Here is a 23,331-nt window from a genome sequence, read left to right as displayed (position 1 = left end):
ATCTATACACCAAATTCAATGAAATATCTTCCATTTTAGTAAAGTTCTACCTCTTTCATTCTAAGCTTTTAAACCCTCTTGCCAGGAGATACACTTCCCTGGATTTGGGTCTAGAGGCTTTGGGTTTGCGTGTGATGACCTTGGTAAAATGCTTTCGTAAACGCTTGATCAGTTCATCGAAACCTTCACCCTGGAAAACTTTCATCAAACAATCCCCTCCAGGTTGCAGCACATTTTGAGCCAAATCCAAAGTTAACTCCGCCAAATACATAGACTTGGGCTGATCCACCGCCCGTATACCACTTATATTGGGGGCCATATCTGACATTACAAGGTTCACTTTACTTGGACCCATACTTTGAAGTAATTGTTCCAGAACACTTTCTTCCGTGAAATCTCCATGGATAAACTCTACATTTTCTATGGTATCCATGGGTAACACATCCAAGGCATAGATTTTCCCTTTATTGTCCAACCATTGAGAAGCCACCTGGGACCAACCGCCGGGGGCCGCTCCCAGGTCTACAATCCGCTGTCCAGGTCGGATGATTTTGTCTTTTTCCTGAATCTCTATGAGTTTATAAACGGCTCGGGAGCGATATCCGTCGCGTTGAGATTGTTTTACATAAGGATCATCAAAATGATCCTGCAGCCAGCGGCGGCTACTTTTGCTGCGGGACTTGGAAGGCATTAGTTCGATTCTGAACCCGAGTCCGGGTCTTTCTTGTGGTTTTCTTTGGTCAATAAACCTTTACTTAACAAAACCTTAGTCCGCAGAATCAACCAAACGGTTGCAGCCACGCTGAAGCCTGACAATATTAACAACTGTACAAAATCGTTGGCTGTGATAAACTCCGCCGCCAGCCAAACACATAGGCTTAGCACCAAAATAACTCCCAGCTCCAGCTTTACAGCATTAAAGGGACTGGGTGCCACTCCGAAACCGTTGGTTTTTTTGGAATTGTCTTTCGAAAACATATTGACCCTATTATGCAATCTTTAACCGCGAAACAAAAACGCTTTTTAAGAGCCCGTGCTCACAACATGAAACCTGTGGTAACCCTGGGAAATGCCGGTTTAACCACAGCCGTAATGGATGAAATTGCTTCCAGCATTGAGCACCACGAGCTTATGAAAATTAAGTTGGGCGCGCTGGACAAAGACGCTAAAACGGCTTTATTGCAACAAATCTGCGACCAAACCAAAAGTCAGGTCGTGTATTTGATTGGGCATGTCGCCACAATTTACCGCGCCGCTCAAAAACCCCAGATTCAATTACCCAAAGATTAAACCCGCTTTGGGTTAGCAGGTTTTATCACTAAAACCAAGCCCATCACACTGGTGAGCAAATACAAGAGACTGGAAATACCGTGCAGCCGACCAAACGCTGTAGCCTGCTCGCTACCTGGTGTTATACCCATTGCTTTGAGTTCCTGCATCATCGGCTGAAGTCCAAAAAAGCCTACTGACACCAGCACCAACATGGTCAGCACCAACCAAAGCTGCCACACCTTGCCACAACGAACCCACAAAGATGCCAACAGTACCGTTGCGCAAACAAAACCAACAATCGCAATTAATTCAAATTGTCGCCCGGCGACTTGCCCCGCCAATTGGCGACTGTCCAATACGGAAAAAAGTACGGGCGCGGATAAATAACCGATGGACCATAAGCCACCAATCCAAAACACCAGTGCCACGTCATGAATCGCTTCCAGGAACTTCATAAAATACCCGAGTAAAAACCCAAAAGAGTTAGATGTGCTTCACACTCACAATCTCGTAACTGCGAACCCCGCCAGGGGCTTGCACTTCAACCACATCCCCTTCTTCTTTACCTATAAGCGCGCGTGCTATCGGTGAGGTATTGGATATACGTTTTTCTTTAATATCAGCTTCATCTTCACCGACGATTTGATACACGATTTCTTCACCGCTGTCTTCGTCGATCAACTCAACCGTGGTCCCGAATATAACCTTACCCGTAGGTGCAATACTGGTAATATCAATAATTTGAGCATTACCCAGCTTACCGTTAATATCGGCAATACGCCCTTCAATAAAGCTCTGCTGTTCCCGCGCCGCGTGATATTCTGCATTTTCTTTCAAATCGCCATGAGCCCGCGCTTCGGCTATTGCCTCAATGACTCTGGGTCTGGCGACGTTTTTTAATTCTTTCAGCTCCGCCCTTAACTTTTCCGCCCCTCGCGCAGTAATGGGTACTTTTCCGCTCATTCCGCCAGCTCCCTATGTAAGTCCTGTAATCGGTAAATGTTCGATACGGCATCTTGCTCTATGGCCAGGCACGTGGCGTACGCACCGGCAATGGTTGTGGTATACGTTACTTTATATTGTAGCGCCTTGGACCGGATAGTACCGGAATCGGCTATGGCCTGCTTGCCTTCGGTCGTGTTAACAATAAATTGAATTTCATTGTTTTTTATCATATCCACAATGTGAGGTCGGCCCTCGTTCACCTTGTGTACCGTTTGACACGCGATTCCAGCCTGCATCAAAGCTTTGGCGGTGCCGGTGGTCGCAATAATTTCAAACCCCAACGCAGCAATCTTGCGAGCCACATCTATTGCCGCCTCTTTGTCTGCATCACGGACACTGAACAAGGCCTTACCCCCGGATGGCAACGTAATGCCTGCCCCCAGTTGGGCCTTGGCATAGGCTTCGGCAAAGCTGTATCCGACCCCCATGACCTCTCCGGTTGATTTCATTTCCGGACCCAATATGGGATCCACACCGGGAAACTTCACAAACGGAAATACCGCTTCTTTAACCGAAAAATATTTAGGGATGACTTCTTTCACTACCCCTTGTTGTTCCAGGGTTTTACCCACCATACACCGAGCCGCCACCTTTGCCAAAGGAATTCCTGTGGCTTTGGAAACGAAAGGAACGGTTCGCGATGCGCGTGGATTTACTTCTAAAATATAGATATCCTCGCCTTGAATGGCAAACTGGGCGTTCATTAATCCCACCACGTTCAGAGCAAGCGCCATTTTTTCAGCCTGTTGTCGTAATTGGTCCTGAATGTCGGCCGCCAGATTGTAGGGTGGTAAAGAACATGCCGAATCACCCGAATGCACCCCGGCTTGCTCAATGTGCTGCATAATACCGCCGGTGAGGATTCTCTTACCATCACAAACCGCGTCAAAATCCACTTCGACGGCCTGATCCAGGAAATGATCCAACAATACGGGTGAGTCATTGGAGACGGAAACCGCTTCGCGCATATAACGGCGTAACTCATCTTCAGAATAGACAATCTCCATGGCTCGGCCGCCCAATACATAGGAAGGACGCACCACCAGGGGATAACCAATTTCCTGTGCCAATTCCACCGCCTGTTCTGCCTGAGTGGCGGTACAGTTGGGCGGTTGTTTCAAACCCAATTGGTCAATGAGCTTTTGGAACCGTTCCCGATCCTCGGCCAAATCGATGGAATCGGGACTGGTACCGACGATAGGCGCTCCTGCCGCTTCCAGATCACGAGCCAATTTAAGCGGGGTTTGACCGCCGTATTGCACAATCACACCCTTTGGTTGCTCCAGGTCGATAAGCTCCAGCACATCTTCTAAGGTCAGAGGTTCAAAATAAAGCCGATCGGAAGTGTCATAGTCCGTAGATACGGTTTCCGGATTACAGTTGACCATGATGGTTTCGTAGCCGTCTTCACGCATAGCAAAGGCGGCGTGCACACAACAGTAATCGAATTCTATACCCTGCCCGATACGATTGGGTCCACCGCCCAATACCATGATTTTTTCCCGATTAGTGGGCAGGGATTCACACTCCGTTTCGTATGTGGAATACATATAGGCTGTGCTGGTGGCAAACTCTGCTGCACAGGTATCCACCCGCTTGTAAACCGGCCGAACGCCCAGGGAATGGCGTAATTTACGCAGTTCCAGTTCTTTTATGCCAAGCAACTGGGCTAAACGAATATCAGAAAAGCCCTTACGTTTAAGCTGAAACATACGCTGTTTATCCAGGCTTTTAATCCCGGCGTTTTTAACTTCACCCTCAAGTTGAACAATCTCTTCAATTTGCACCAAAAACCAGGGGTCGATACTGGATATCTCGTGAATGTCTTGCAAGCTCAGACCGAGGCGAAAGGCGTCAGCAACAAACCAAATACGCTCCGGTCCGGGATGACGTAATTGGTGCTTCAGCTCAATCAAACCGGCTTCGCTGTTGTCCGTAAAGAGTTCATTAAATCCACTGGCTCCAGTTTCCAATCCACGTAAGGCTTTTTGCAGCGATTCCTGAAAAGAGCGACCGATTGCCATCACTTCACCGACGGACTTCATTTGTGTCGTCAAGTGCGCATCGGCTGAAGGAAACTTTTCAAATGTGAAACGTGGCACCTTGGTAACCACATAATCGATGGATGGCTCGAAGGAAGCCGGAGTCGAACCGCCGGTAATTTCATTTTGCAACTCATCCAAGGTGTAACCAATCGCCAGCTTGGCTGCCACTTTGGCTATAGGAAAACCAGTTGCTTTGGAAGCCAAGGCTGAAGAACGGGAAACTCGGGGATTCATTTCGATAATGATCATGCGACCGGAGACAGGATCAATGGCAAACTGCACATTGGAACCGCCGGTATCCACACCAATTTCACGTAACACCGCCAAAGAGGCATCACGCATAATTTGGTATTCCTTATCGGTCAGCGTCTGCGCCGGCGCCACGGTGATGGAATCACCGGTGTGAACCCCCATGGGATCAAAGTTTTCAATGGAGCAGATAATGATGCAATTGTCCTTGCGGTCGCGCACCACTTCCATTTCGTACTCTTTCCACCCCAATATAGACTCTTCAATGAGCAGTTCATTGGTAGGTGATAAATCCAATCCGCGTCGGCAAATCTCTTCGAATTCTTCTTTGTTGTAGGCGATACCACCGCCACTGCCGCCCATGGTAAATGATGGCCGGATCACGGTGGGATACCCGACCTGGGCTTGCACTTGGTACGCTTCTTCCAGACTGTGAGCAACGGCGGAACGCGGCATATCCAGGCCGATTTTGCGCATGGCGTTGCGGAACTGTTCCCGATCTTCCGCTTTATCGATGGCTTCACGACTGGCACCGACCATTTCCACGCCGTGTTGCTCCAGCACCCCTTCTCGCACCAGATCCAACGCGCAATTTAAGGCCGTTTGTCCGCCCATGGTAGGCAGTAAGGCCTTGGGTTTTTCTCTTTCTATGATTTTGGCAACCGCCTGCCAAGTAATGGGTTCTATGTAAGTGGCATCTGCCATGCCGGGGTCAGTCATAATGGTGGCGGGATTGGAATTGACCAGGATGACCCGGTATCCCTCTTCCTTCAGAGCTTTACAAGCTTGCGCTCCGGAATAGTCAAACTCGCAGGCCTGCCCAATGACAATGGGCCCGGCGCCTATAATCAAAATACTGTCTAAATCGGTACGTTTTGGCATGATGTATCAGTGCTTACCTAATTTTTTAATCTTTACGCATGGAGTCGACAAATTGGTCGAACAGAGGTGCTACATCGTGAGGACCGGGGCTGGCCTCCGGGTGGCCCTGAAAACCAAAAACCGCTTTGGTCTTATGGCGCAAGCCCTGTAATGAGCCATCAAACAAGGATCTATGGGTCGCTTCCAAATAATCCGGCATTCCTTCTTCCAATACAGCAAAACCGTGGTTTTGACTGGTAATCAACACTTCTTTGCTGTCCAGGTTCTGTACCGGGTGATTGGCACCATGGTGGCCGAACTTCATTTTGCCGGTGCGGGCACCACTGGCCAGCGCCAGTAACTGATGCCCCAAACAAATCCCAAACATGGGTATATTGGTATTCAGCAGTTCTTGAATGGCAGCCAAAGCATATTCACAAGGTTCAGGATCTCCAGGTCCATTAGACAAAAACACACCATCCGGTTCCAGAGCCAGCACATCGGCTGCAGGCGTTTGTGCCGGTACTACGGTCAAGCGACAACCTCGTTGCGCCAGCATACGCAGAATATTTTTCTTAACGCCAAAATCGTAGGCGACCACATGGTAAGGGAGTTCTGCTTCGGAGATTTCCGGAAAGCCTTGACCCAGTTGCCAGCAACCCTGGTTCCAGGTATAGGTTTCCGACGTGGTTACTTCCTTGGCCAAATCCATACCCACCAATCCGGGAAAATCGCCGGCGGCGGCGATGGCCTGCGCTTCGTCGATGTGCTCGCCGGCCATCAAACAACCGTTTTGAGCCCCTTTTTCTCGCAAAATTCGCGTCAACTGGCGGGTATCAATATCTGCAATAGCTACCGTATTGTGTTGTTGCAAATACTCTTCAAGAGTTTGTTGTTTGCGCCAGTTACTTGCCAGGCGCGGCAGATCCCGAATCACCAAACCGCTGGCATAAACAGCATCGGATTCCTGGTCTTCTGCGTTGGTGCCCACATTACCGATATGAGGATAAGTTAGAGTGATGATTTGACGCGCGTAAGAAGGGTCGCTAAGAATTTCCTGATAACCGGTCATTGCTGTGTTGAAAACCACCTCACCAACGGATTGTCCCGCAGCACCAATGGACACTCCATGAAATACCGTTCCGTCAGCTAACGCCAAAATTGCCGGTTTTCTCAACACGCCCTCCAAATACACAAATTCTATATGCACAAAAACGGGAGCGATGTTACACATCTCTCCCGTCTTAAAAAAACAAATTCATTAACCTACGTTCTCGAATTCAGGCTTTTGCCACGGATGGCATTATGCCTCAAAGGCCATGGATAGCCGATAGAGACTTCCGCTATTCTACTTTGATAGGCCCTTTATTGAAAGTCCCGATACCGGTTTTTTAACATTTATTTGTGCTATATCAATTCTTTGCAACCAGGAATCAATCACTTCGCAGATTCAACACATCTTGCATATCGAACAAACCCTTATCATGACCGCCCAGCCATTGCGCTGCCCGTACCGCCCCTTTGGCGAAGGTCATACGGCTACTGGCTTTGTGGGTGATCTCCACCCGTTCGCCAATTCCGGCAAACAAAACTGTGTGGTCACCCACCACATCACCGGCACGAATGGTTTCAAAACCGATGGTTAGAGGGTCTCGTTCTCCGGTCCGGCCTTCGCGACCATACACCGCGCATTGTTTTAGATCTCGTCCAAGGGCTGCGGCTACCACCTCCCCCATTGCCAAAGCCGTACCTGAAGGGGCATCCACTTTATGTCGATGATGAGCCTCGATAATTTCTACATCATAGTCCTGGCTTAAGACTCTGGCCGCCATATCCAGCAGTTTTAAACACAGATTTACCCCTACACTCATGTTAGGAGCAAATACAATCGCGATATCATTCGATGCCTGCAGTAAATGCTGCTTTTGGTCATCACTCAACCCCGTGGTACCTATGACGATCTTCTTACCCGCATGATGGCAATACTGCAAATTCTCCATAGTGGTTTCCGGTGTGGTGAAGTCGATGAGCACGTCAAAATCAGTACCTTCCAGATGATCCACGACAGCTACATTTTGCTTAGTCTGACCCGCCAGTTCACCGGCATCAGCACCCACCAGGCTGCTGCCTGAGCGAACTATAGCAGCGCTTAAACGTGTTTGCGGGTTCAACACTGTGGACTCAATGAGCGCGCGTCCCATGCGTCCGGCAGCTCCCGTGACAGCAATGTTGGTCATGAATTCTCCTCTAACAATTCTTATAGAATACGGGTGTGCCCTGTTTGCGAGCTACATTGTACCGAGCTACAAAGGGTACACGGGTTGACGATTTAATGGTAGGTTTGGACGCTGAGATCATCGCCGAACCAGGGATTGCCATGTCTTTTAAAGATCATTTTTCTGACGCTTCCAGTGCTTACAGAAACTACCGCCCCGGATATCCTCCGGAACTGTTTGCCTATCTCGCTGATATAGCCCCTTCTTTACACTCGGCCTGGGATTGTGCCACCGGCAGTGGCCAAGCCGCTTGCCGGCTGGCACAACATTTCAGAAGGGTCACGGCCACCGACGCCAGTGAAAACCAAATACAAAACGCGCAACCACACCCCAATGTTCTCTACAAAGTGGAAAAAGCAGAAAAAACCTCCTTTGCAGACCAGTCACTGGATTTGATTACTGTTGCCCAGGCGTTGCATTGGTTCTCGCTGCCGGAATTTTCGCGTGAAGTGCAACGGGTTCTCAAACCCGGTGGCATATTGGCGGTTTGGACCTACGGCCTGAGCCGAATTACACCTGCCATAGATGCTATCGTTAATCAACTGTATGGCCCCACCCTGGAACCCTATTGGCCTGAGGAACGTACGCAAGTGGAACGTGGATATGCAGAAGCTACGTTTCCCCTAAAACAAATAGCCGCGCCGGAATTCAAAATGCAGAGCTTGTGGACAGCGAATCAACTCTTGAACTACTTGCGCACCTGGTCTGCCGTCAAACGTTTTGAAGAAGCCAATAAGCACAATCCAGTCACTGAAATAGCAGACAGCGTAAATAAGCTGTGGGACACCAAGGTACAACTTGTATCCTGGCCTTTGACCGTAAAAATCTGGTCCACCTGACAACCGCGCGCCCACAAGGGCGCAACGGCCATGACCTTTGAGGTTTGACTACGGGGTCAGCACAATGTCATCCACATAGGCGGACACCGGGTTTAGTCCAGAAGACATTGGATCACGGTTTAAACACCAACTCAACATATCCCGAGTTCCCACCACGCCACTTAAGGCAAAATTAGCGGCGGTCCATCCGGTCTTGGCGGTGTACTGCCCTTGTTGTACACCATTCACGTAAAAGGTAAGAAAGTCACCCACGTTTCGGACCGTATCAGCGATATAGTTAAAATCGACCCGGGCCATACCCTCCACGGAGATACTGAAACAGGCATTATTTTCAAATGCAGGTATATTGGCGTAAATACTGTTAGCGCCTCCAGCGGTGGTGTTCTGCGCTGTGCTGATCGCCCACTGGATGTTACTGCTACCTGAATAGGTCAATACCAGTGAAGCCGGGAATACACCCGTTTCAAAATCAATGGTCTGCGCTACTGTTTCCGCCGGATATTCCGTGACCTCAAACTGGTACTGTGCACCACCGTTTGAGGATGTGTACACAGCATCCGCTACGACATAAAGCGTCGTTTGCCCCGAATCACTGCGAATGATACAGGTATTGGCATCGGCGGCAGTGCATACCACTGCGGTGGGATCGTTGCTTGGACTGGTTTTAAAAGGCCTTTGGATAATATTGTTGTTTGGGTCCGTCAAAATGATGGAATAGGAAGTGTATGGTTTGACGGTAAAGGAATAATAACTGTCAAAACCGTCATCGGCTGCAAACACGCCAAAACTGCCGCCTGCCTTGGCAACACCGTTAAACAACAGCGGCGCTGTGCCAATGGGTGTGGGGGCGGTTAAAGTCCCCTCGGAATAATACCGCATGGTCACCTGATCGGCCATCAATGGGCCCATGTAGCTGATCCAATTACCACCGGCATCATCGGATTGACGCACCCGATAAGTCATCGTGCCCCCCCAGTCCGGTTCGTATTCACTCAGCAACTGGCCGGAAACATCTTTAAGAACCACTTTAGCACTGTAATCCAGCAGACTGGAACTGTATGTGGTCACCGCATCGCCCATGGTGATAGGAATGGCTATGCTGGCGTTACCACTATTGGTCACACTGGCAGTACCGGCAGTGGTGGTGCCGCACAAAGGACAGGTTTGGTAAATCATACTCACATCTACCGTTACGGTATCTGTACTTACTGGCAGTGTAAGGGTTACTATTTCTCCGGGAAGCACCGCAGTTTTGTCAAAGCTTGGCGCTCCGGTTAATACGGGGGCACCCACAATCGGCTGCGCCACGTTTAACCACGGAAGTTTTGCACCCACCGAACCGCTCACAGACCAAGTGACACCGCTGTCGGAAGATTGTTTTAAGGCGTAGTGGACAACCGACAATGCCGCATCACGACTGTATTGCGAAACAGCACCGGAACCATCATCCAAGGTAACCATGGGATAGTAAGCACCGGGAGACGCAGTCCCATCAACGGTTACAGCCACGCTTAGTGTCCCGGCAGATGTGGCCACGGCTGTACCGGTACCTACCAGGGTTCCGGTGGAATCCACTAAATTCACTGCAATGTTTGCTGCGCTGTCCGTAGCTACATCGACAGTAAGCGTAAACCCGGTGTCCACATCACTATGACTGATCAATGGTGCCGTCGTCATGGTCGGTGCTGCAGCCAAAGCCTGGACTACCTGTAGCACCGGCGCATTGTAAGCCATGAGATTCACCGCCCCCCAGCTGACACCACTGTCAAAAGACTGTTCCTCTTCATAGGCAGTGCCTGAAACTTGTTTAGTATACCGCGTCATGTTCACCCCGGAGCTGTCACTGATTACCAACCTGGGATAATAGTCGCCGCTTGCCGATGTCCCAATGGGCACGGGAACAACACCGTTTTGTACAGAGGCTGTTCCCCCGGAGACACCGCTGACATCGAGAAAATTCACACTATAATCCGAGGCATTGCCTGTGGCGATAATACTGACTTCCACGGTCTGACCGGCATAAATCAGCGCCGGGCTGAGACTGACCTCACCGGTGAGCACCGGTGTCGGTGGGTATACGATATTAAAGGCCGACATGGCAAAGGCCGTTGTGCGCACAGTACTCCAACTCACTCCGGCATCCGTTGACTGTTGAATAATCAGCGGGGTCAATCCTACTGTGGATTCGATGAAATAGCGGGAAATATTGTTTCCGCTGCTATCGGAGATCTCAATTTTAGCGGTTGCGGAATAATGAATCGAATCGGGAACATCTAAGGCCACATCCACACTACCGGCACTACCTCCATGGGTTGTTGTACCGGCGCCGATTTCCACCTGAGCCGAGGATGAATCGTGCACGGTGACTTTAACACTGGCTGTTCCGGTGGATACCGGCAGTGTCGCTGTAGCCGGGCGTCCGGCAACCATCGGTATGGGATCCAATACCGGACTGGCAGTCAGGTAGGGCACACCGCTTAACATACCCACAGTGACATAGGCCAGGTTAATTCCGGAACTAACCGGACTGGTCCAGTTAAAGCCATAGTCGCTGCTGGTCTCCATGGTGTATTGCGTCGTGGAGGTTGCTGCGCTCAAAGTGTAACGCGTGCTATTTCCCGCACCGTCAGAAACGGTAATCCTGGCATAGTACTGACCTACATCAATGTAGGTTGGCGGAGTGAAATCGAAGGTTGCGGAAGTACCGCCGGAATTGATAACACTGCTCAGAGAAATCGTATCATTACCGGGCAGAACCAAAGATGCGGTTACCGATACCACGTCGGTACTGATAGGTACGGTCATACTACCGGAACTGCCGGCCGGGATAGTATTGGCAGCAAATGAGGGTTTTCCGCTCATACACACGTTACAGTCAAGGATGACTTCGCCTCCGCCTCCGCCACCACCGCCTCCTTCTCCAGCACCACCTCCGCCGCCGCCACATGCAGCAAGAATCAAAAAAACAGTCGTAGCTATAAAACGCATTGAGAAATTGAAATAGGTCATTGTTGAGCCGTTAAGAAGTTGTGCCGGATTATTTTAATATCGTTTACATTTAAATTATTCGTAACAATTCGTGTGACCGGCGTCACAGTTCTGAACTTTCGACGATCAATCAATTATCCGGCGGACTCGGCATCAAGTCTTATTCACGAGTACCGATAGCTATTAGAATCAAACATCGAACGGGATTTGTTATTATGCTACACAACCCTAAAGCCATTATTACTTTGCTTTTAGCGGCGTTCGCCGCCACGTCCGCCACTGCGTCAGCACCGGATGTATTGGATCGTTCCTGGGAAGCTGCCTGGAACCGAGTAGTAAACCGAGCATTGGTAGGTTATTTACAACAGTACAAGAACAAAACCTTGGCGGAAATGGAACCCAGTCAAAAGCGACAAACTTTGGAAGCCATTAACCAAACACTGCTAAACCAAATCAGCTGGGCAACGATGGGCCCGCAAGTCAGCGCAATAATTACCCAACACTGCGATGCCAAAACCCTTTCCCAAATGGAGCGTTATTTCCTTGATAAGTCCCAAGGCCTGGACTCCAGCGTTCGCACGCTTTACAACGACTGCATACGCAGAGCGTTAAAGGCAACGCAGGAACTCACGCTGGCACAAATCAATGCAGCGACCCCCAATATCGAAGCCATTATCAAAACCCACCGTTAGTCTCGGGTCAATGCTGAGATAAAATCTTTAAGGTTCTGTTAAGCGATTGATAAGAAGGGCTTCATCCTGCTCGTTTATACTGAATTCATGGTGCCGCCCATGGAGGGAATACTGTCAGACCCGCACATCGCGCATCCTCGTCTGACGGGTTGGGTTGTACTGTTGCGGGGCGCAGCACTCAACGCGGTGTTGCACCCTGCCGTTTTAAAATACCACCTGCCGGCGCTAGATCCAATCAAAAATATCGTGAACCAGAAACACCACAATTTCAAAAGCAATCAGCCAGATAATGATCCATTCCAACAACGATGAATGCTTATGCTTTTGCTCGTCAGCCATCATTTCAAACAGCTCGTGTATGGTTTCCAGTTTTTTGCTTAGCACTTCCACACGCTGTCGAACTTCCAAATAGTCCGCCAGCATATTGTAGTAACCATCCAGTTCCGGATATTCCCAAAAGAAATCGGGCACATCCAGCAAGTCGTACTTGAGCATAATATCGCTTTTTGCCAAAAACAAACGCCCTCGCAATTTCGCCAACGCTTTGCGTCCCAAGCGTGAACTGCCTGTATTTGCAATGTTTTTTGGAATGTGCGCGGTATCGTTAATGGTGTCCTGTATGCGTTGCTCAAACGAACCCAATTTGGTCGATTGAGCCATGGCATGGCTCAACGCCAATTGGGTCATCACATCATGTTCTGAAACTCTAATATGGTCATCATTGATTCGCCGTTGGCCGTCGGTGACCTCATAGGTAAATTCGTCGTCTACATTGTCGGATAGCGGGTTAAACATATAGGGCGCCAAACCGTCAATTACTCGCGTCCTGCGCTCCGGGTCCACATCCCAAAACACTAATGCGCCATAGTCGAACAAATACACATCCCCCCGTTCCTGAGGCCAGTGCACCGCATTACGGTAGCTGCTAAAACGCCCCCTATCCGGGTGTTGTAGTTTTAATTGAACAAAGTCCAATTGTTCACAACAACATAATGTATAAATATCTAAACCGTTCATTTTAGTGTTTGGTACGCCCTCTGGCTTCCATACGCCGTAGAAACTCACCCATAATTTCTACATACAACTGCTCCCCCAGGTAACCATCTTCCACGCCGGATTCGATGCTGGGATTATCATTAATTTCGATTACCACAACGCGATCTTTCGATTGCTTGATATCCACACCGTACAGACCATTGCCAATGAGTTTACAACTTTGCACGGCCACATCCAGTACCGCCTTGGGTGTCTCAAAAGTAGGAATGGAATCAAATCCACCGGACTTCGCAGCCCCATTGGCATTATGCTTATAGATTTGCCAATGATCTTGCACCATATAATACCGGCAGGCGTACAACGGTTTGTTATTGAGAATACCGATACGCCAATCGTAATCGGTATACAAAAATTCCTGCGCCAGCAAAAGCGCTGATTCTTTTAATAAGGTTTTAACCCCCGCCTGAAGCTGTTCAAAGGTATCCGCTTTTATGACACCTCGTGAAAATGAGCCATCAGGAATTTTGAGCACAATGGGTAACCCGATTTGTTCTACCAATTTTTCCAGTTCTTTGGTATCCGGTTGATTCAGAACCACCGTAACAGGCGTGGGGATGCGATGAGTTTTGAGCAAATCTGCCAAATAGATCTTATTCGTACACCGCAATATGGACGTGGAATCATCGATAACCACCAAGTCGTCCGCCTCTGCCCGCTTGGCAAATCGATAGGTGTGGTGATCCACTGCCGTGGTTTCGCGAATGAATAAACCATCGTACTCTGACACACGGACAAAATCCCGTCGGGTAATCATATCCACATCAATACCCAATTGCTTACCCGCTTTGACAAAGGATTTTAATGCCTTTGGATTGCTTGGCGGAATAGACTCTTCCGGATCCACCAGTATGGCCAAATCGTATCGATAGGTTTTTCTGGCTTTGGGTTTGAGCCACATCTTGCGACTGAATTGCTCGAAGGTATTGGCAAAGGCCTCCTGTTCCTCCGGATTACTTAGGGATTTCAGTGAAATAGCTTTCACCTGGCGTACCTGCCATTCGATTTTAAAGCTAAGACTCACCTCGAGAATAGGACAGGGGTAACGTTCAAAAACGATCTGGGCAATACGGCTGTAGTTTGGGTCCTGAGTTTGTCCGAACCAACAACGAAACTGTAAGGTATCCCCTGCCTGCCCTGCGGGTAGTTTTTTCAGGACCTTAACGGCATCGTCCAAGTCCATTAAGGACAGGTTTTTGCGATGTAACTCATTAATGGTCGCCGCTGACGGGAACACATGGTGCCCCCGGGCTTCGCCCAATAAGGAACAATAGTAACCGGTACCCAGGTAACGGTACGATCGGCACAAATTTATGATTCGGACTCGGCTTTTCTTTGCTGCTCCTACTTTATCAAGATAATCGTCAAAACTTATCACATCCTGGCTGGGGTAATAGGGCTGCCAGTCGCTTGGGTCGTCCACGACCACATAAAAATCAGTCATACTATAGTCTCAAAAGAGATGTTAAGAAGTGGTGTATGTTATGCTGCCTGCTTTTAAAAAAACAACAAATATTTTTGTAAACTTATCGTGGAGGTTGCTTCTATCAGAGATAGTCAGTGTCTATGCTTAATTGAACATCCTGGATTATAATAGCTGAAATTTTCAAGACATCAGTATGACAAACGCTAAATTAATCAACCGCCGCACCAGCCAAAAACCTTTGCCCACCATAAATACACGGCTGGCCTTAGCTGCAGATATACCCCAACTTTTGGACATTGAAACAGAGTGTTTTGATACCGATAGACTCTCCAGACGCAGTTTTCAGCGACTGATCAAACCAGGCCCGCACGATCTTGTGGTACTGGACGACGGCAAGCAGATTCTGGGTTATGTGCTCAATCTGTATCGATCAGGAACCAATTTGGCCAGAATGTACTCTATCGCGATTTCGACCAGGCACCACGGTATGGGTTTAGCAAACCTCTTAATGGCTGCCTCTGAACAAACTGCGCTGGCCCATCATTGTGTTTTTTTACGGCTGGAAGTCAACGTAAACAATTTTACCGCGATCAAACTGTACGAGAAATACCACTACAAAATCATTGACCGCATCAGCGCCTACTACGATGACGGCGCAGACGCCTTGCGCATGGAAAAACGCTTACGCCAACCGGTTCGCAGCCATGCCTCAACCAAACCCTATTACCGCCAAACCACGGATTTTACCTGCGGACCGGCCGCTTTAATGATGGGTTTTAAAACCGTCGACCCGAATTATCCATTTTCCCGCTCCGAGGAACTGCAGATCTGGCGTGAGGCGACCACCATCTTTATGACCTCCGGCCACGGCGGTTGTTCTCCCCACGGACTGGCCCTCAGCGCCAATCAGAGGGGTTTTAAAGTCCAGCTGTATACGAACTCCCATGCGGCCCCCTTTACCGACGGCGTTCGGGACCCGGAAAAAAAATCGGTCATGGAGTTGGTTCACGAAGACTTCTTGCACAGAATTGACCAAACCGATATTCAATTGAATATCAGCACCTTGGATGATGAGGAACTGGACAAAATCCTGGAACAAGGTAAACCGGTCATTGCACTGATCAGCACTTGGCGCTTAAACCGTAACAAGGCACCCCACTGGGTTTATATCACCGGGTACGACGCTGAATTCTTCTATATTAACGACCCGGACGTGGCCAGCTCGCAATTGAGTGAAACCGACTATATTCATGTACCGGTTACCCGCAGTATGTTCCACTCCATGGCCCGATTTGGCCGCAAACGTCTGCGCTGCCTGCTGGTATTGGGACAGTAACGGATATTGTAAGCCGTAGTCACATTCCGTGACCGAGTTCTCGTTATCCGCCCCCTCGCCGCCGTTATAGTTAAAAGGAGATTAGCCCCCGGGCGTAAAACCACCAGGAGTAAGCCATGCAGGCAATACCACGCACAGAAATTGCGACTTTGTTAGGGATCTGTCTATTAGTCGTTTTGTTTGCTGTCAGCAACGCCGGTAAACCAACACTGTCAACGCCCCACGTGGAATCCATGAGCGTCAGTGATGCCATCTTGCTGCTAGCCCAAACCGGTGTATTGGTGCTGGATGTGCGGGAAAAAAGCGCTTATGACAAAGACCATATCCCCAACGCCGTATCTGTCCCCATTGGTGAATTGGAGCGGCGTCTGGACGAATTTGCCACTCACAAAACCAAAGAAATCATTGTTTACTGTAACGAGGGCAGCTCCCGTGGGCCGCGCGCGACGGCCTTACTCAACAAAGCGGGTTTTGTCGGCGCTAAAAACCTAATAGGTGGAATGGAGGCTTGGCGCGCACAAGGCCCCGTCGCCATAAAAACTCAATCCTTAAACCCTAAAGGGTGATCACATTCCCGTTTAAATCCAAAATTTAACTCAGATGCCGGTATCCCACCGCGCAAACCCCAATTGTCCGGCGGCACTTCATACAATACGATTCTGATATCCATAGGATCAATCCCCAAGGGTTGCAACCCGGCTACAATAGCGGCGTACAAGGCTCGTTTTGCATCCAGGCTACGCCCGCTGAACAAAGAAACCTCAACCAGAGTATAGTTATCCGATGTATCAGGCGGAGTGACGAAGTTCTCCGGGCTGTGTTCAATAAATCGCATCAACTTATCGTGTTCGGGAATTTTCAGTGCATCCACCATAGCGCCATGAATCGCCGTCAAGATTTGCTGTTTTTGTTCAGCGGACCAATGTCTTTTTACTTCTATTGTTACTGTAGGCATGTTTTTCCGTTTTTTATGATTTCAACAATCGTTATTCTTATGAGACTTAAGGTGTTGTAAAGTTCCCGCAGTGTTTTTAAAACTAAATCTAAACCCTACTGAGGACAAACAATGACTCCCATGGAATTGGCACAAAAGTATATGGATTGCTTCTTCGGCTCCACCCCTTTAATGGCCATGAAGGAGCTTCTAGCCGAGGATTTGGTTTTTGAAGGACCGTTGGTACAATTTAACAACGCTGATGACTATATAGACTCCTTGATCAAGGATCCACCAAGCCATTTAGAGTACGAGCTATTACACGCCTTCGAAAAAAACAATACAGCTTCGCTTGTCTACACTTTCCGAAAACCATTATTGGGGATTGAAGTGAATATGTCGCAAACTTTTACTTGCGACAATGGAAAAATACGCAGCATATTGCTGATATTTGATTCCAGAGAATTTATATAAGCGGATAAGTTCCAGCTGACACGACATCGCCGGGTACGGAATACACAAGCAGAGACGGTGTCACTAGAGGGTATGCACGGCCCATCCTAAATAAAGCCCGAACCCGAATACAATATGCATAGACAAGCTAATTAATCTTGTAACGTTCGGCTTGGGAGCCAGCCTGGCAAAACACCCTAAACCTAAACCCGGTTGAAGAATAAACCAAGGAACTAAAACCGTCGCTAAGCCAAAGGCCAATGCTGAAACAACGCCGGGGCTGCCATGGACCATAACTAAGTAAATATAAGCATAAGCTATTCCTATGGCATAATGAAGCACCCAACCTATCGCCCGCTCATACTTTATTTTTTTACTATTTGAAATTGGCTTATGTATGAGTCTTCCTCCGGGTAAATGTCCAAACCACCTTCCAACCATGCCCCAGTTTGTTGTCGGTAACTTAAACCCCTTGCTGAGTATTTCGGCCCAAACATCTAAAGCTGCCGTAGCTATGACTCCTATTATTATCGCTGATAAGACCAGTTCCATATTAGCCTACTTCTCACTGTCTGCTTAGTTTCATAGCCGCTTTTCATCACCCCCGATACCCTTACCCTGCTCCAGCGCCCTATCCATTATCCCTAACTGTGGTCCCGACTTCGTCTTATCATCGATTAGTCGGTCTTTATCGCACAGAGGCTATCTTTGTTTTTCAACGTAAACAAAACCCGCTCTTCGTTTCTTATGGTAGGAATTGCCTCAAAAATTATAGGAAAAGCAAAATCGTTGAGCGAAACGTGCGATGGAGATTTCCATGCGTCATCGTGCCATATAAGTATCTCACCGATCCAGTCACACTCTGCGTTCCCATCGGGAGCTAAAGGAAACATGACTTTATCAAAGAACAATGCATTTGCAATAATATCGAAATTTCGAATTCGCAGACCGATAAATAGCCCCGTGGATTTATCCGGAACATTCGCACTGCCTGAGACGGGTTTTCTCCAGGTTTCATCCCACCCCGGTAGATCAGAATCCTCAAGTGCCATTATCCAAACAGGCGACTTAAGGTATTCGTCAGGCAGTACCAGTTCATAAGGTTTAGCAGAATATTTCATAGATGACCTGCACCAAAATTAGCGGCCTTTTAGTAAATAGAACCGGGCCTAATATAGACTTCTTTGCCTTAATCTTACCACCGCCTCGTCCATGAGGCGGCAGCTGTATCACTACGGCTCGTATGGCCCGATGGACCAGGGACTCCCGGTGGCAGGTCTGACTATACCGTCTTTATCGCTGTTAAAGCCCCAACCGCCATCATCAATACCATTCAAACCACCCTGCGTTACGCTGATGGGACTGCTGAGACTGAAATGCCAGTCATTGTCCAATGGCGTACTGACATCTCCATCCAAACCACCTTCGGATTCATACAGGGGATCCACACTCACATTGCTCGAAGCATTAGGTACAGTTGTGTTCAACTCATCGATTGTGGCGGGACAAATATCATTGGCGGCACAGCCGCTGCCATCCACATAAAAATACATAAGTGACGAACAGGAATACAAATCGTTATTCCTAAAACTGCTCAAGTTGGTTCCAGCGCCATTTGTGTGTACACAGCGATCGTTGCTGGTCGTATACAAAATATTATTATCTATAAACGGTGTAACATCTGAGCTCAAATAAACCGCATATTCAAAAGCTCCGGTACCGCCATTGATAATGTTATTACGAATAATCGGACTGGAAACTCCCGACAAATTCAAGCCGTAGTTAAAGGAGCCATCCCCGGCATGGATTATATTATTGTAAGCCTCAAATACGGAAGTGCTACTATTTATAGCATAGGCAAATGCCCCGGTTTGTGTCAGTGGAGTGATTAAATTTCCGGTAATTAAGGTTCCGGTGCTTGAACTTAGGTACACACCATATGCAAATGACACGTAAAAACCTCTCGCGGCAACGATGGTATTGTTACGAAGGATTGGCCCGGATCCAGTGATATAAACCCCATACTGAAAACTCCCACGCCCACGCGAACCCAACAAGGTATTGCTCTCTATCACGGGACTTGATCCGATAATACGCATTATATATTGAGAACCTATGGAGGTTTCAGCCACAATGGTATTGTTTCTGAATACCGGCTCCGCGCTGCTACTGATAGACACTATGGTACTGGCGGATGAGTGAACCGATAATCCGTCTACAGTTGTGCTGGAAGTAACTCCGTTACCGGCGACTATTGCATTATTGGTTCCCGGCGATAAAACATCCGTCACATAACGTCCCACATCCCGATCTTTAAAATCCTGCTTGTAACCGCCGTATAAGGATACGCCATCACGAAGGCTAATGGCTGCACTGATATTATGATCCCCGGCATTCGCCACTACCACCGCCGGCGGAACCGCATTATTTATCGCCACCTGCAGTGTCCGTAAAGCCGTGACCGGACTCAGGCCGTCGCCTGTATCATCCAACGCGGAGCCGCTGACAAAATAGATGGGCGCATTGAATACATCAAAAGCCAAAGACTGTGGAATGATTGGCTGACCTGAAGCATTGTTGACGTCAACACTCAGAGTTTGGTTCATACCCAAAGACCAGACTGTCGTAGGGGTAAAGGTCAGAGTATCGTTAGCGACGGTAGTGGTACTCCAGACAAAAACACCCTGACTGCTTAAATCACCACCTAGCACCAAACTGGCCGGAGCCATGGATTGATCAAAATTAATAACAATGGCTTGGTTATCCTGTATAGGTCGTAATGTGGACAAAGCGACCCCTGTGGGATTACATTGAACCGTCACATCGGAAACATTAGCACCTCTGACAATACCGTAGGCATTACTCAGTACACAGGTTTCGCCCGTGGGTTGACTGCTGATACTGATATCGTAGCGGCTTAAATCAGGTATGGTGGTAGAAAATCCAAATACCCCATTTCCTACTGGAATGATTTCCGCACCGTTAATCTGCAGTGCCAAACCTGAACCGCTTAAACCGCTCACATTACCGCCAATGCTGTAATTCACAACAGTGCAGTCAATAATAACATTTGTAATATCCGCACCGCCGATGGTACCGCTGCCATTGCTGACGTTACATACCTGGTCCGGCTCTGTGGGCTGAAGGCTAACCGTTACTTCATAGGTTGCTGAATTGGTGAGATTGCCCATGGCATATGCGCCATCAGTTTCTGCTTGAAAACCCAAACTGCCATTTAGGTTCAGCTCCAGAGAAGGACTGGCCAACCCGGAAATCGTACCACCTATGCGATAACCCCGGGTAGTAACGGTAAAAGTACCGTCGACACCACCGATGGTCAAGGTTGCTGTCGCTGCTGTTTCCTGTGTAGATGCAGAAGTCAGGCGGACTCGCACCAGCTGGGTAGCGGTTACCATACCCGCTGCCGAAGTGAAAGCACCACCGTCAATGCTATATTCACCGCCTACTATGCTGATGGGAACGGCAATATTGATTCCACTTACCGTTGTCGAACTGGACAGGACCAAGGTACTCAATTCCATATTGGTACGACTGCTAAAAGAAAACGCATTGGGTGTACCATCATCCACCTGAGTTTCAGTGGTCACCGTAAACGTACCGTCCAAACCACCAATGTTGAGTGTGGCGCTAGTGGCAGTCGAGTGAATGGGAGACGATGTTTGGCGCAGTGTAACGGTCTGGCCATTACTCACGGTTCCGTTGTTTTGAGTGTAAGCACCACCATTTATGGAATACTCGCCTCCAGTGACACTGATAATTGCCGGCGCAGTAATACCGGTAACCGTGACGCTATTGGATTCAATAAATGTATTGAGCAAAACATTGCTCTGTGGCGAGAAAACAAAGGCGTCAGGAAATGTATCACTGTCACCGGTGGTCGCTGTAAAAATGTCACTCACGCCGCCAATAGTCAGAGTGGCACTGGTAGCAGTAAAGGCCGATGCTGAAGTAGTTAGACGTAACGTAACACTTTGCCCATTGTTCACCGTGCCGGCAACGGCAGTATAGGCAGCACCATCAATGGAATACTCACCGCCGACGATGCTAATCGCACTGGGAGCAGTAATGCCGCTAACAGTAATGGCATTGGATTCAACTACCGCGCTTAATGAAACACCCGTTTGATCGGTAAACGAAAATGGGTCTGGTACCGTATCACTGCCGCCGGCAGTCGTAACCGTGAAATTAGCACTAACGCCGCCAATAGTTAAAGTGGCAATGGTGTCGCTCAGACCCACGGACGCTGATGTCACGCGCACCGCCACAACCTGACCGTTAGTGATGGTCCCGGATAGGGTCGTGAACGCACCAGCGTCTATGGAGTACTCTCCTCCGACAATCGAGATGGGAGAACTGATATCAATACCGGTAATGGTGACACTGTTGGATACCACTTGAGTACTCACCGGAACCCCCGTCTGACTGGTAAAACTAAAAGCATTCGGAGTGTTATCCCCTGTGGTAACGGTAAAGGTGCCACTTCCCCCGCCTATGGTCAGGGTCGTGGTGGTATCCGTCTGTGGTACAGAGGCTGAGGTTAAGCGCACGGCAACGGTTTGGCCGTTGGTTATAGTGCCCGCCACCGTGGTAAAGGCACCACCATCAATGGAGTACTGTCCTCCGGCTATGGAAATAGGAGCCACGATATTTATACCACTAACTGCAAAGGTATTAGAAACCACTTGGGTGTTCAGCTCGATGCCCATTTGAGTCGTAAATCCAAAGGCATTCGGGGTATTGTCACCGGTTGTGACGGTGAAAGTACCGCTCACTCCACCAATAGTGACGGTGGCTGTGGTATCTGTTAGCGCTATTCCTGCGGATGTCAACCGTACAGCAACCGTTTGCCCGTTAGTTATGGTACCGGCCACCGTGGTAAAGGCACCACCATCAATGGAGTACTGTCCTCCGGCTATGGAAATGGGAGCCGCGATATTTATTCCCGTAACGGCAGTGGCATTGGACTCTACTTGGGTGTTCAGTTCGATGCCCGTTTGTGTGGTGAACCCAAAGGTATTCGGGGTGTTGTTACCGGTTATAGCGGTAAAAGTACCACTCACCCCACCAATAGTGACGGTGGCGAAAGTGTCGGTCAGTGGCACAGAGGCCGAGGTTAAGCGCACCGCAACGGTTTGGCCATTGCTTATGGTACCGGCCACCGTGGTAAAAGCACCGCCATCGATGGCGTACTGTCCCCCCACTATGGAAATGGGAGCCGCGATATTTATTCCCGTGACGGCAGTGGCATTGGACACTACTTGGGTGTTCAGCTCGATGCCCGTTTGTGTGGTGAACCCAAAGGCATTCGGGGTGTTGTCACCGGTAGTGGCGGTGAAAGTACCACTCACCCCACCAATAGTGACGGTGGCGGTAGTGTCGGTCAGTGGCACAGAGGCCGAGGTTAAGCGCACCGCAACGGTTTGGCCATTGCTTATGGTACCGGCCACCGTGGTAAAGGCACCACCATCAATGGAGTACTGTCCCCCGGCTATGGAAATGGGAGCCGCGATATTTATTCCCGTAACGGCAGTGGCATTGGACACTACTTGGGTGTTCAGTTCGATGCCCGTTTGTGTGGTGAACCCAAAGGCATTCGGGGTGTTGTTACCGGTTATAGCGGTAAAAGTACCACTCACCCCTCCTATAGTGACGGTGGCGATAGTGTCGGTCAGTGGCACAGAGGCCGAGGTTAAGCGCACCGCAACGGTTTGGCCATTGCTTATGGTACCGGCCACTGTGGTAAAGGCAGCACCATTGATGGAGTACTGCCCCCCGGCTATGGAAATGGGAGCCGCGATATTTATTCCCGTGACGGCAGTGGCATTGGACACTACTTGGGTGTTCAGCTCGATGCCCGTTTGCGTGGTGAACCCAAAGGCAT

The 23,331-nt window shown here is 49.0% G+C and carries 20 protein-coding genes; 6 read left to right on the top strand and 14 right to left on the bottom strand.

Annotation, left to right across the window (positions count from 1 at the left end; translation table 11 throughout):
* Positions 1 to 55: 55 nt before the first annotated feature.
* A complete protein-coding gene (gene rlmE / locus OEY58_20595) occupies positions 56 to 691 on the bottom strand; it encodes a 23S rRNA (uridine(2552)-2'-O)-methyltransferase RlmE (GenBank protein ID MDH5327862.1) in 636 nt (211 codons plus the stop codon).
* Positions 691 to 978, bottom strand: a complete 288-nt coding sequence (locus OEY58_20590) for a hypothetical protein (GenBank protein MDH5327861.1) — start codon at positions 976 to 978, stop codon at positions 691 to 693. Before OEY58_20590 ends, rlmE begins: the two co-directional genes overlap by 1 nt.
* Before the next feature lie 12 nt (positions 979 to 990).
* Here OEY58_20590 and yhbY point away from each other — a divergent pair, with 12 nt between their 5' ends.
* The gene (gene yhbY / locus OEY58_20585; GenBank protein ID MDH5327860.1) at positions 991 to 1,290 is read left to right on the top strand and encodes a ribosome assembly RNA-binding protein YhbY; all 300 of its coding nucleotides are present in this window, start codon (positions 991 to 993) and stop codon (positions 1,288 to 1,290) included.
* On the opposite strand, the gene OEY58_20580 is transcribed toward yhbY, so the two are convergent.
* The 5 genes from OEY58_20580 to dapB form a co-directional block, all read right to left on the bottom strand.
* Positions 1,287 to 1,727 carry a DUF4149 domain-containing protein gene (locus OEY58_20580; protein ID MDH5327859.1) on the bottom strand — a complete coding sequence of 147 codons (441 nt, stop codon included), beginning with the start codon at positions 1,725 to 1,727 and terminating at the stop codon, positions 1,287 to 1,289. The two genes, yhbY and OEY58_20580, sit on opposite strands and share 4 nt — an antisense overlap.
* 28 nt (positions 1,728 to 1,755) lie before the next feature.
* Positions 1,756 to 2,235, bottom strand: a complete 480-nt coding sequence (gene greA, locus OEY58_20575; protein MDH5327858.1) for a transcription elongation factor GreA — start codon at positions 2,233 to 2,235, stop codon at positions 1,756 to 1,758.
* On the bottom strand, positions 2,232 to 5,453 hold the full coding sequence (carB, locus tag OEY58_20570; protein ID MDH5327857.1) for a carbamoyl-phosphate synthase large subunit: 3,222 nt from the start codon (positions 5,451 to 5,453) through the stop codon (positions 2,232 to 2,234). The genes greA and carB overlap by 4 nt, the downstream gene beginning before the upstream one ends.
* 25 nt (positions 5,454 to 5,478) lie before the next feature.
* Positions 5,479 to 6,612, bottom strand: coding sequence for a glutamine-hydrolyzing carbamoyl-phosphate synthase small subunit (carA, locus tag OEY58_20565; protein ID MDH5327856.1), 1,134 nt, complete (start codon positions 6,610 to 6,612; stop codon positions 5,479 to 5,481).
* A 253-nt stretch (positions 6,613 to 6,865) separates the two neighbouring features.
* Positions 6,866 to 7,669 carry a 4-hydroxy-tetrahydrodipicolinate reductase gene (gene dapB / locus OEY58_20560; GenBank protein ID MDH5327855.1) on the bottom strand — a complete coding sequence of 268 codons (804 nt, stop codon included), beginning with the start codon at positions 7,667 to 7,669 and terminating at the stop codon, positions 6,866 to 6,868.
* Between the two features lie 95 nt (positions 7,670 to 7,764).
* Here dapB and OEY58_20555 point away from each other — a divergent pair, with 95 nt between their 5' ends.
* A complete protein-coding gene (locus OEY58_20555; protein MDH5327854.1) occupies positions 7,765 to 8,547 on the top strand; it encodes a class I SAM-dependent methyltransferase in 783 nt (260 codons plus the stop codon).
* A 48-nt stretch (positions 8,548 to 8,595) separates the two neighbouring features.
* Here OEY58_20555 and OEY58_20550 read toward each other — a convergent pair whose 3' ends face one another.
* The gene (locus OEY58_20550; protein ID MDH5327853.1) at positions 8,596 to 11,556 is read right to left on the bottom strand and encodes a hypothetical protein; all 2,961 of its coding nucleotides are present in this window, start codon (positions 11,554 to 11,556) and stop codon (positions 8,596 to 8,598) included.
* A gap of 194 nt (positions 11,557 to 11,750) precedes the next feature.
* Between OEY58_20550 and OEY58_20545 the strand changes: the two genes are divergently transcribed.
* Positions 11,751 to 12,227, top strand: coding sequence for a hypothetical protein (locus OEY58_20545; protein MDH5327852.1), 477 nt, complete (start codon positions 11,751 to 11,753; stop codon positions 12,225 to 12,227).
* Between the two features lie 225 nt (positions 12,228 to 12,452).
* On the opposite strand, the gene OEY58_20540 is transcribed toward OEY58_20545, so the two are convergent.
* On the bottom strand, positions 12,453 to 13,244 hold the full coding sequence (locus OEY58_20540; protein MDH5327851.1) for an RMD1 family protein: 792 nt from the start codon (positions 13,242 to 13,244) through the stop codon (positions 12,453 to 12,455).
* 1 nt (position 13,245) lies between these two features.
* Positions 13,246 to 14,724, bottom strand: coding sequence for a RimK family protein (locus OEY58_20535; protein MDH5327850.1), 1,479 nt, complete (start codon positions 14,722 to 14,724; stop codon positions 13,246 to 13,248).
* Positions 14,725 to 14,899: 175 nt separating this feature from the next.
* Between OEY58_20535 and OEY58_20530 the strand changes: the two genes are divergently transcribed.
* Positions 14,900 to 16,042 carry a GNAT family N-acetyltransferase/peptidase C39 family protein gene (locus OEY58_20530; GenBank protein ID MDH5327849.1) on the top strand — a complete coding sequence of 381 codons (1,143 nt, stop codon included), beginning with the start codon at positions 14,900 to 14,902 and terminating at the stop codon, positions 16,040 to 16,042.
* A 116-nt stretch (positions 16,043 to 16,158) separates the two neighbouring features.
* The gene (locus OEY58_20525; protein MDH5327848.1) at positions 16,159 to 16,608 is read left to right on the top strand and encodes a rhodanese-like domain-containing protein; all 450 of its coding nucleotides are present in this window, start codon (positions 16,159 to 16,161) and stop codon (positions 16,606 to 16,608) included.
* On the opposite strand, the gene OEY58_20520 is transcribed toward OEY58_20525, so the two are convergent.
* Complete coding sequence (locus OEY58_20520) at positions 16,584 to 16,997, bottom strand: tautomerase family protein (protein ID MDH5327847.1); 414 nt, start codon at positions 16,995 to 16,997, stop codon at positions 16,584 to 16,586. The genes OEY58_20525 and OEY58_20520 overlap by 25 nt on opposite strands.
* Before the next feature lie 111 nt (positions 16,998 to 17,108).
* Here OEY58_20520 and OEY58_20515 point away from each other — a divergent pair, with 111 nt between their 5' ends.
* A complete protein-coding gene (locus tag OEY58_20515; GenBank protein ID MDH5327846.1) occupies positions 17,109 to 17,450 on the top strand; it encodes a nuclear transport factor 2 family protein in 342 nt (113 codons plus the stop codon).
* A gap of 63 nt (positions 17,451 to 17,513) precedes the next feature.
* On the opposite strand, the gene OEY58_20510 is transcribed toward OEY58_20515, so the two are convergent.
* The 3 genes from OEY58_20510 to OEY58_20500 all read right to left on the bottom strand — a co-directional run.
* Entirely contained in the window at positions 17,514 to 17,981 is a 468-nt protein-coding gene (locus OEY58_20510) for a DUF2938 domain-containing protein (protein MDH5327845.1), read from the bottom strand.
* A gap of 125 nt (positions 17,982 to 18,106) precedes the next feature.
* Entirely contained in the window at positions 18,107 to 18,550 is a 444-nt protein-coding gene (locus OEY58_20505; GenBank protein MDH5327844.1) for a hypothetical protein, read from the bottom strand.
* A gap of 111 nt (positions 18,551 to 18,661) precedes the next feature.
* Positions 18,662 to 23,331: right-handed parallel beta-helix repeat-containing protein (locus tag OEY58_20500; protein MDH5327843.1), on the bottom strand; the 4,670-nt coding region annotated here is incomplete at its 5' end.

The organism is Gammaproteobacteria bacterium (assembly GCA_029882975.1).
GTDB lineage: Bacteria > Pseudomonadota > Gammaproteobacteria > SZUA-152 > SZUA-152 > JAJDNG01.
This window is presented reverse-complemented; position numbering and strand designations above follow the sequence as displayed.

Coding starts and splice junctions, on each gene's coding strand:
- rlmE (MDH5327862.1), bottom strand. CDS start 691: ATGCCTTCCAAGTCCCGCAGCAAAAGTAGCCGCCGCTGGCTGCAGGAT.
- OEY58_20590 (MDH5327861.1), bottom strand. CDS start 978: ATGTTTTCGAAAGACAATTCCAAAAAAACCAACGGTTTCGGAGTGGCA.
- yhbY (MDH5327860.1), top strand. CDS start 991: ATGCAATCTTTAACCGCGAAACAAAAACGCTTTTTAAGAGCCCGTGCT.
- OEY58_20580 (MDH5327859.1), bottom strand. CDS start 1,727: ATGAAGTTCCTGGAAGCGATTCATGACGTGGCACTGGTGTTTTGGATT.
- greA (MDH5327858.1), bottom strand. CDS start 2,235: ATGAGCGGAAAAGTACCCATTACTGCGCGAGGGGCGGAAAAGTTAAGG.
- carB (MDH5327857.1), bottom strand. CDS start 5,453: ATGCCAAAACGTACCGATTTAGACAGTATTTTGATTATAGGCGCCGGG.
- dapB (MDH5327855.1), bottom strand. CDS start 7,669: ATGACCAACATTGCTGTCACGGGAGCTGCCGGACGCATGGGACGCGCG.
- OEY58_20555 (MDH5327854.1), top strand. CDS start 7,765: ATGGTAGGTTTGGACGCTGAGATCATCGCCGAACCAGGGATTGCCATG.
- OEY58_20550 (MDH5327853.1), bottom strand. CDS start 11,556: ATGACCTATTTCAATTTCTCAATGCGTTTTATAGCTACGACTGTTTTT.
- OEY58_20545 (MDH5327852.1), top strand. CDS start 11,751: ATGCTACACAACCCTAAAGCCATTATTACTTTGCTTTTAGCGGCGTTC.
- OEY58_20540 (MDH5327851.1), bottom strand. CDS start 13,244: ATGAACGGTTTAGATATTTATACATTATGTTGTTGTGAACAATTGGAC.
- OEY58_20535 (MDH5327850.1), bottom strand. CDS start 14,724: ATGACTGATTTTTATGTGGTCGTGGACGACCCAAGCGACTGGCAGCCC.
- OEY58_20530 (MDH5327849.1), top strand. CDS start 14,900: ATGACAAACGCTAAATTAATCAACCGCCGCACCAGCCAAAAACCTTTG.
- OEY58_20525 (MDH5327848.1), top strand. CDS start 16,159: ATGCAGGCAATACCACGCACAGAAATTGCGACTTTGTTAGGGATCTGT.
- OEY58_20520 (MDH5327847.1), bottom strand. CDS start 16,997: ATGCCTACAGTAACAATAGAAGTAAAAAGACATTGGTCCGCTGAACAA.
- OEY58_20515 (MDH5327846.1), top strand. CDS start 17,109: ATGACTCCCATGGAATTGGCACAAAAGTATATGGATTGCTTCTTCGGC.
- OEY58_20510 (MDH5327845.1), bottom strand. CDS start 17,981: ATGGAACTGGTCTTATCAGCGATAATAATAGGAGTCATAGCTACGGCA.
- OEY58_20505 (MDH5327844.1), bottom strand. CDS start 18,550: ATGAAATATTCTGCTAAACCTTATGAACTGGTACTGCCTGACGAATAC.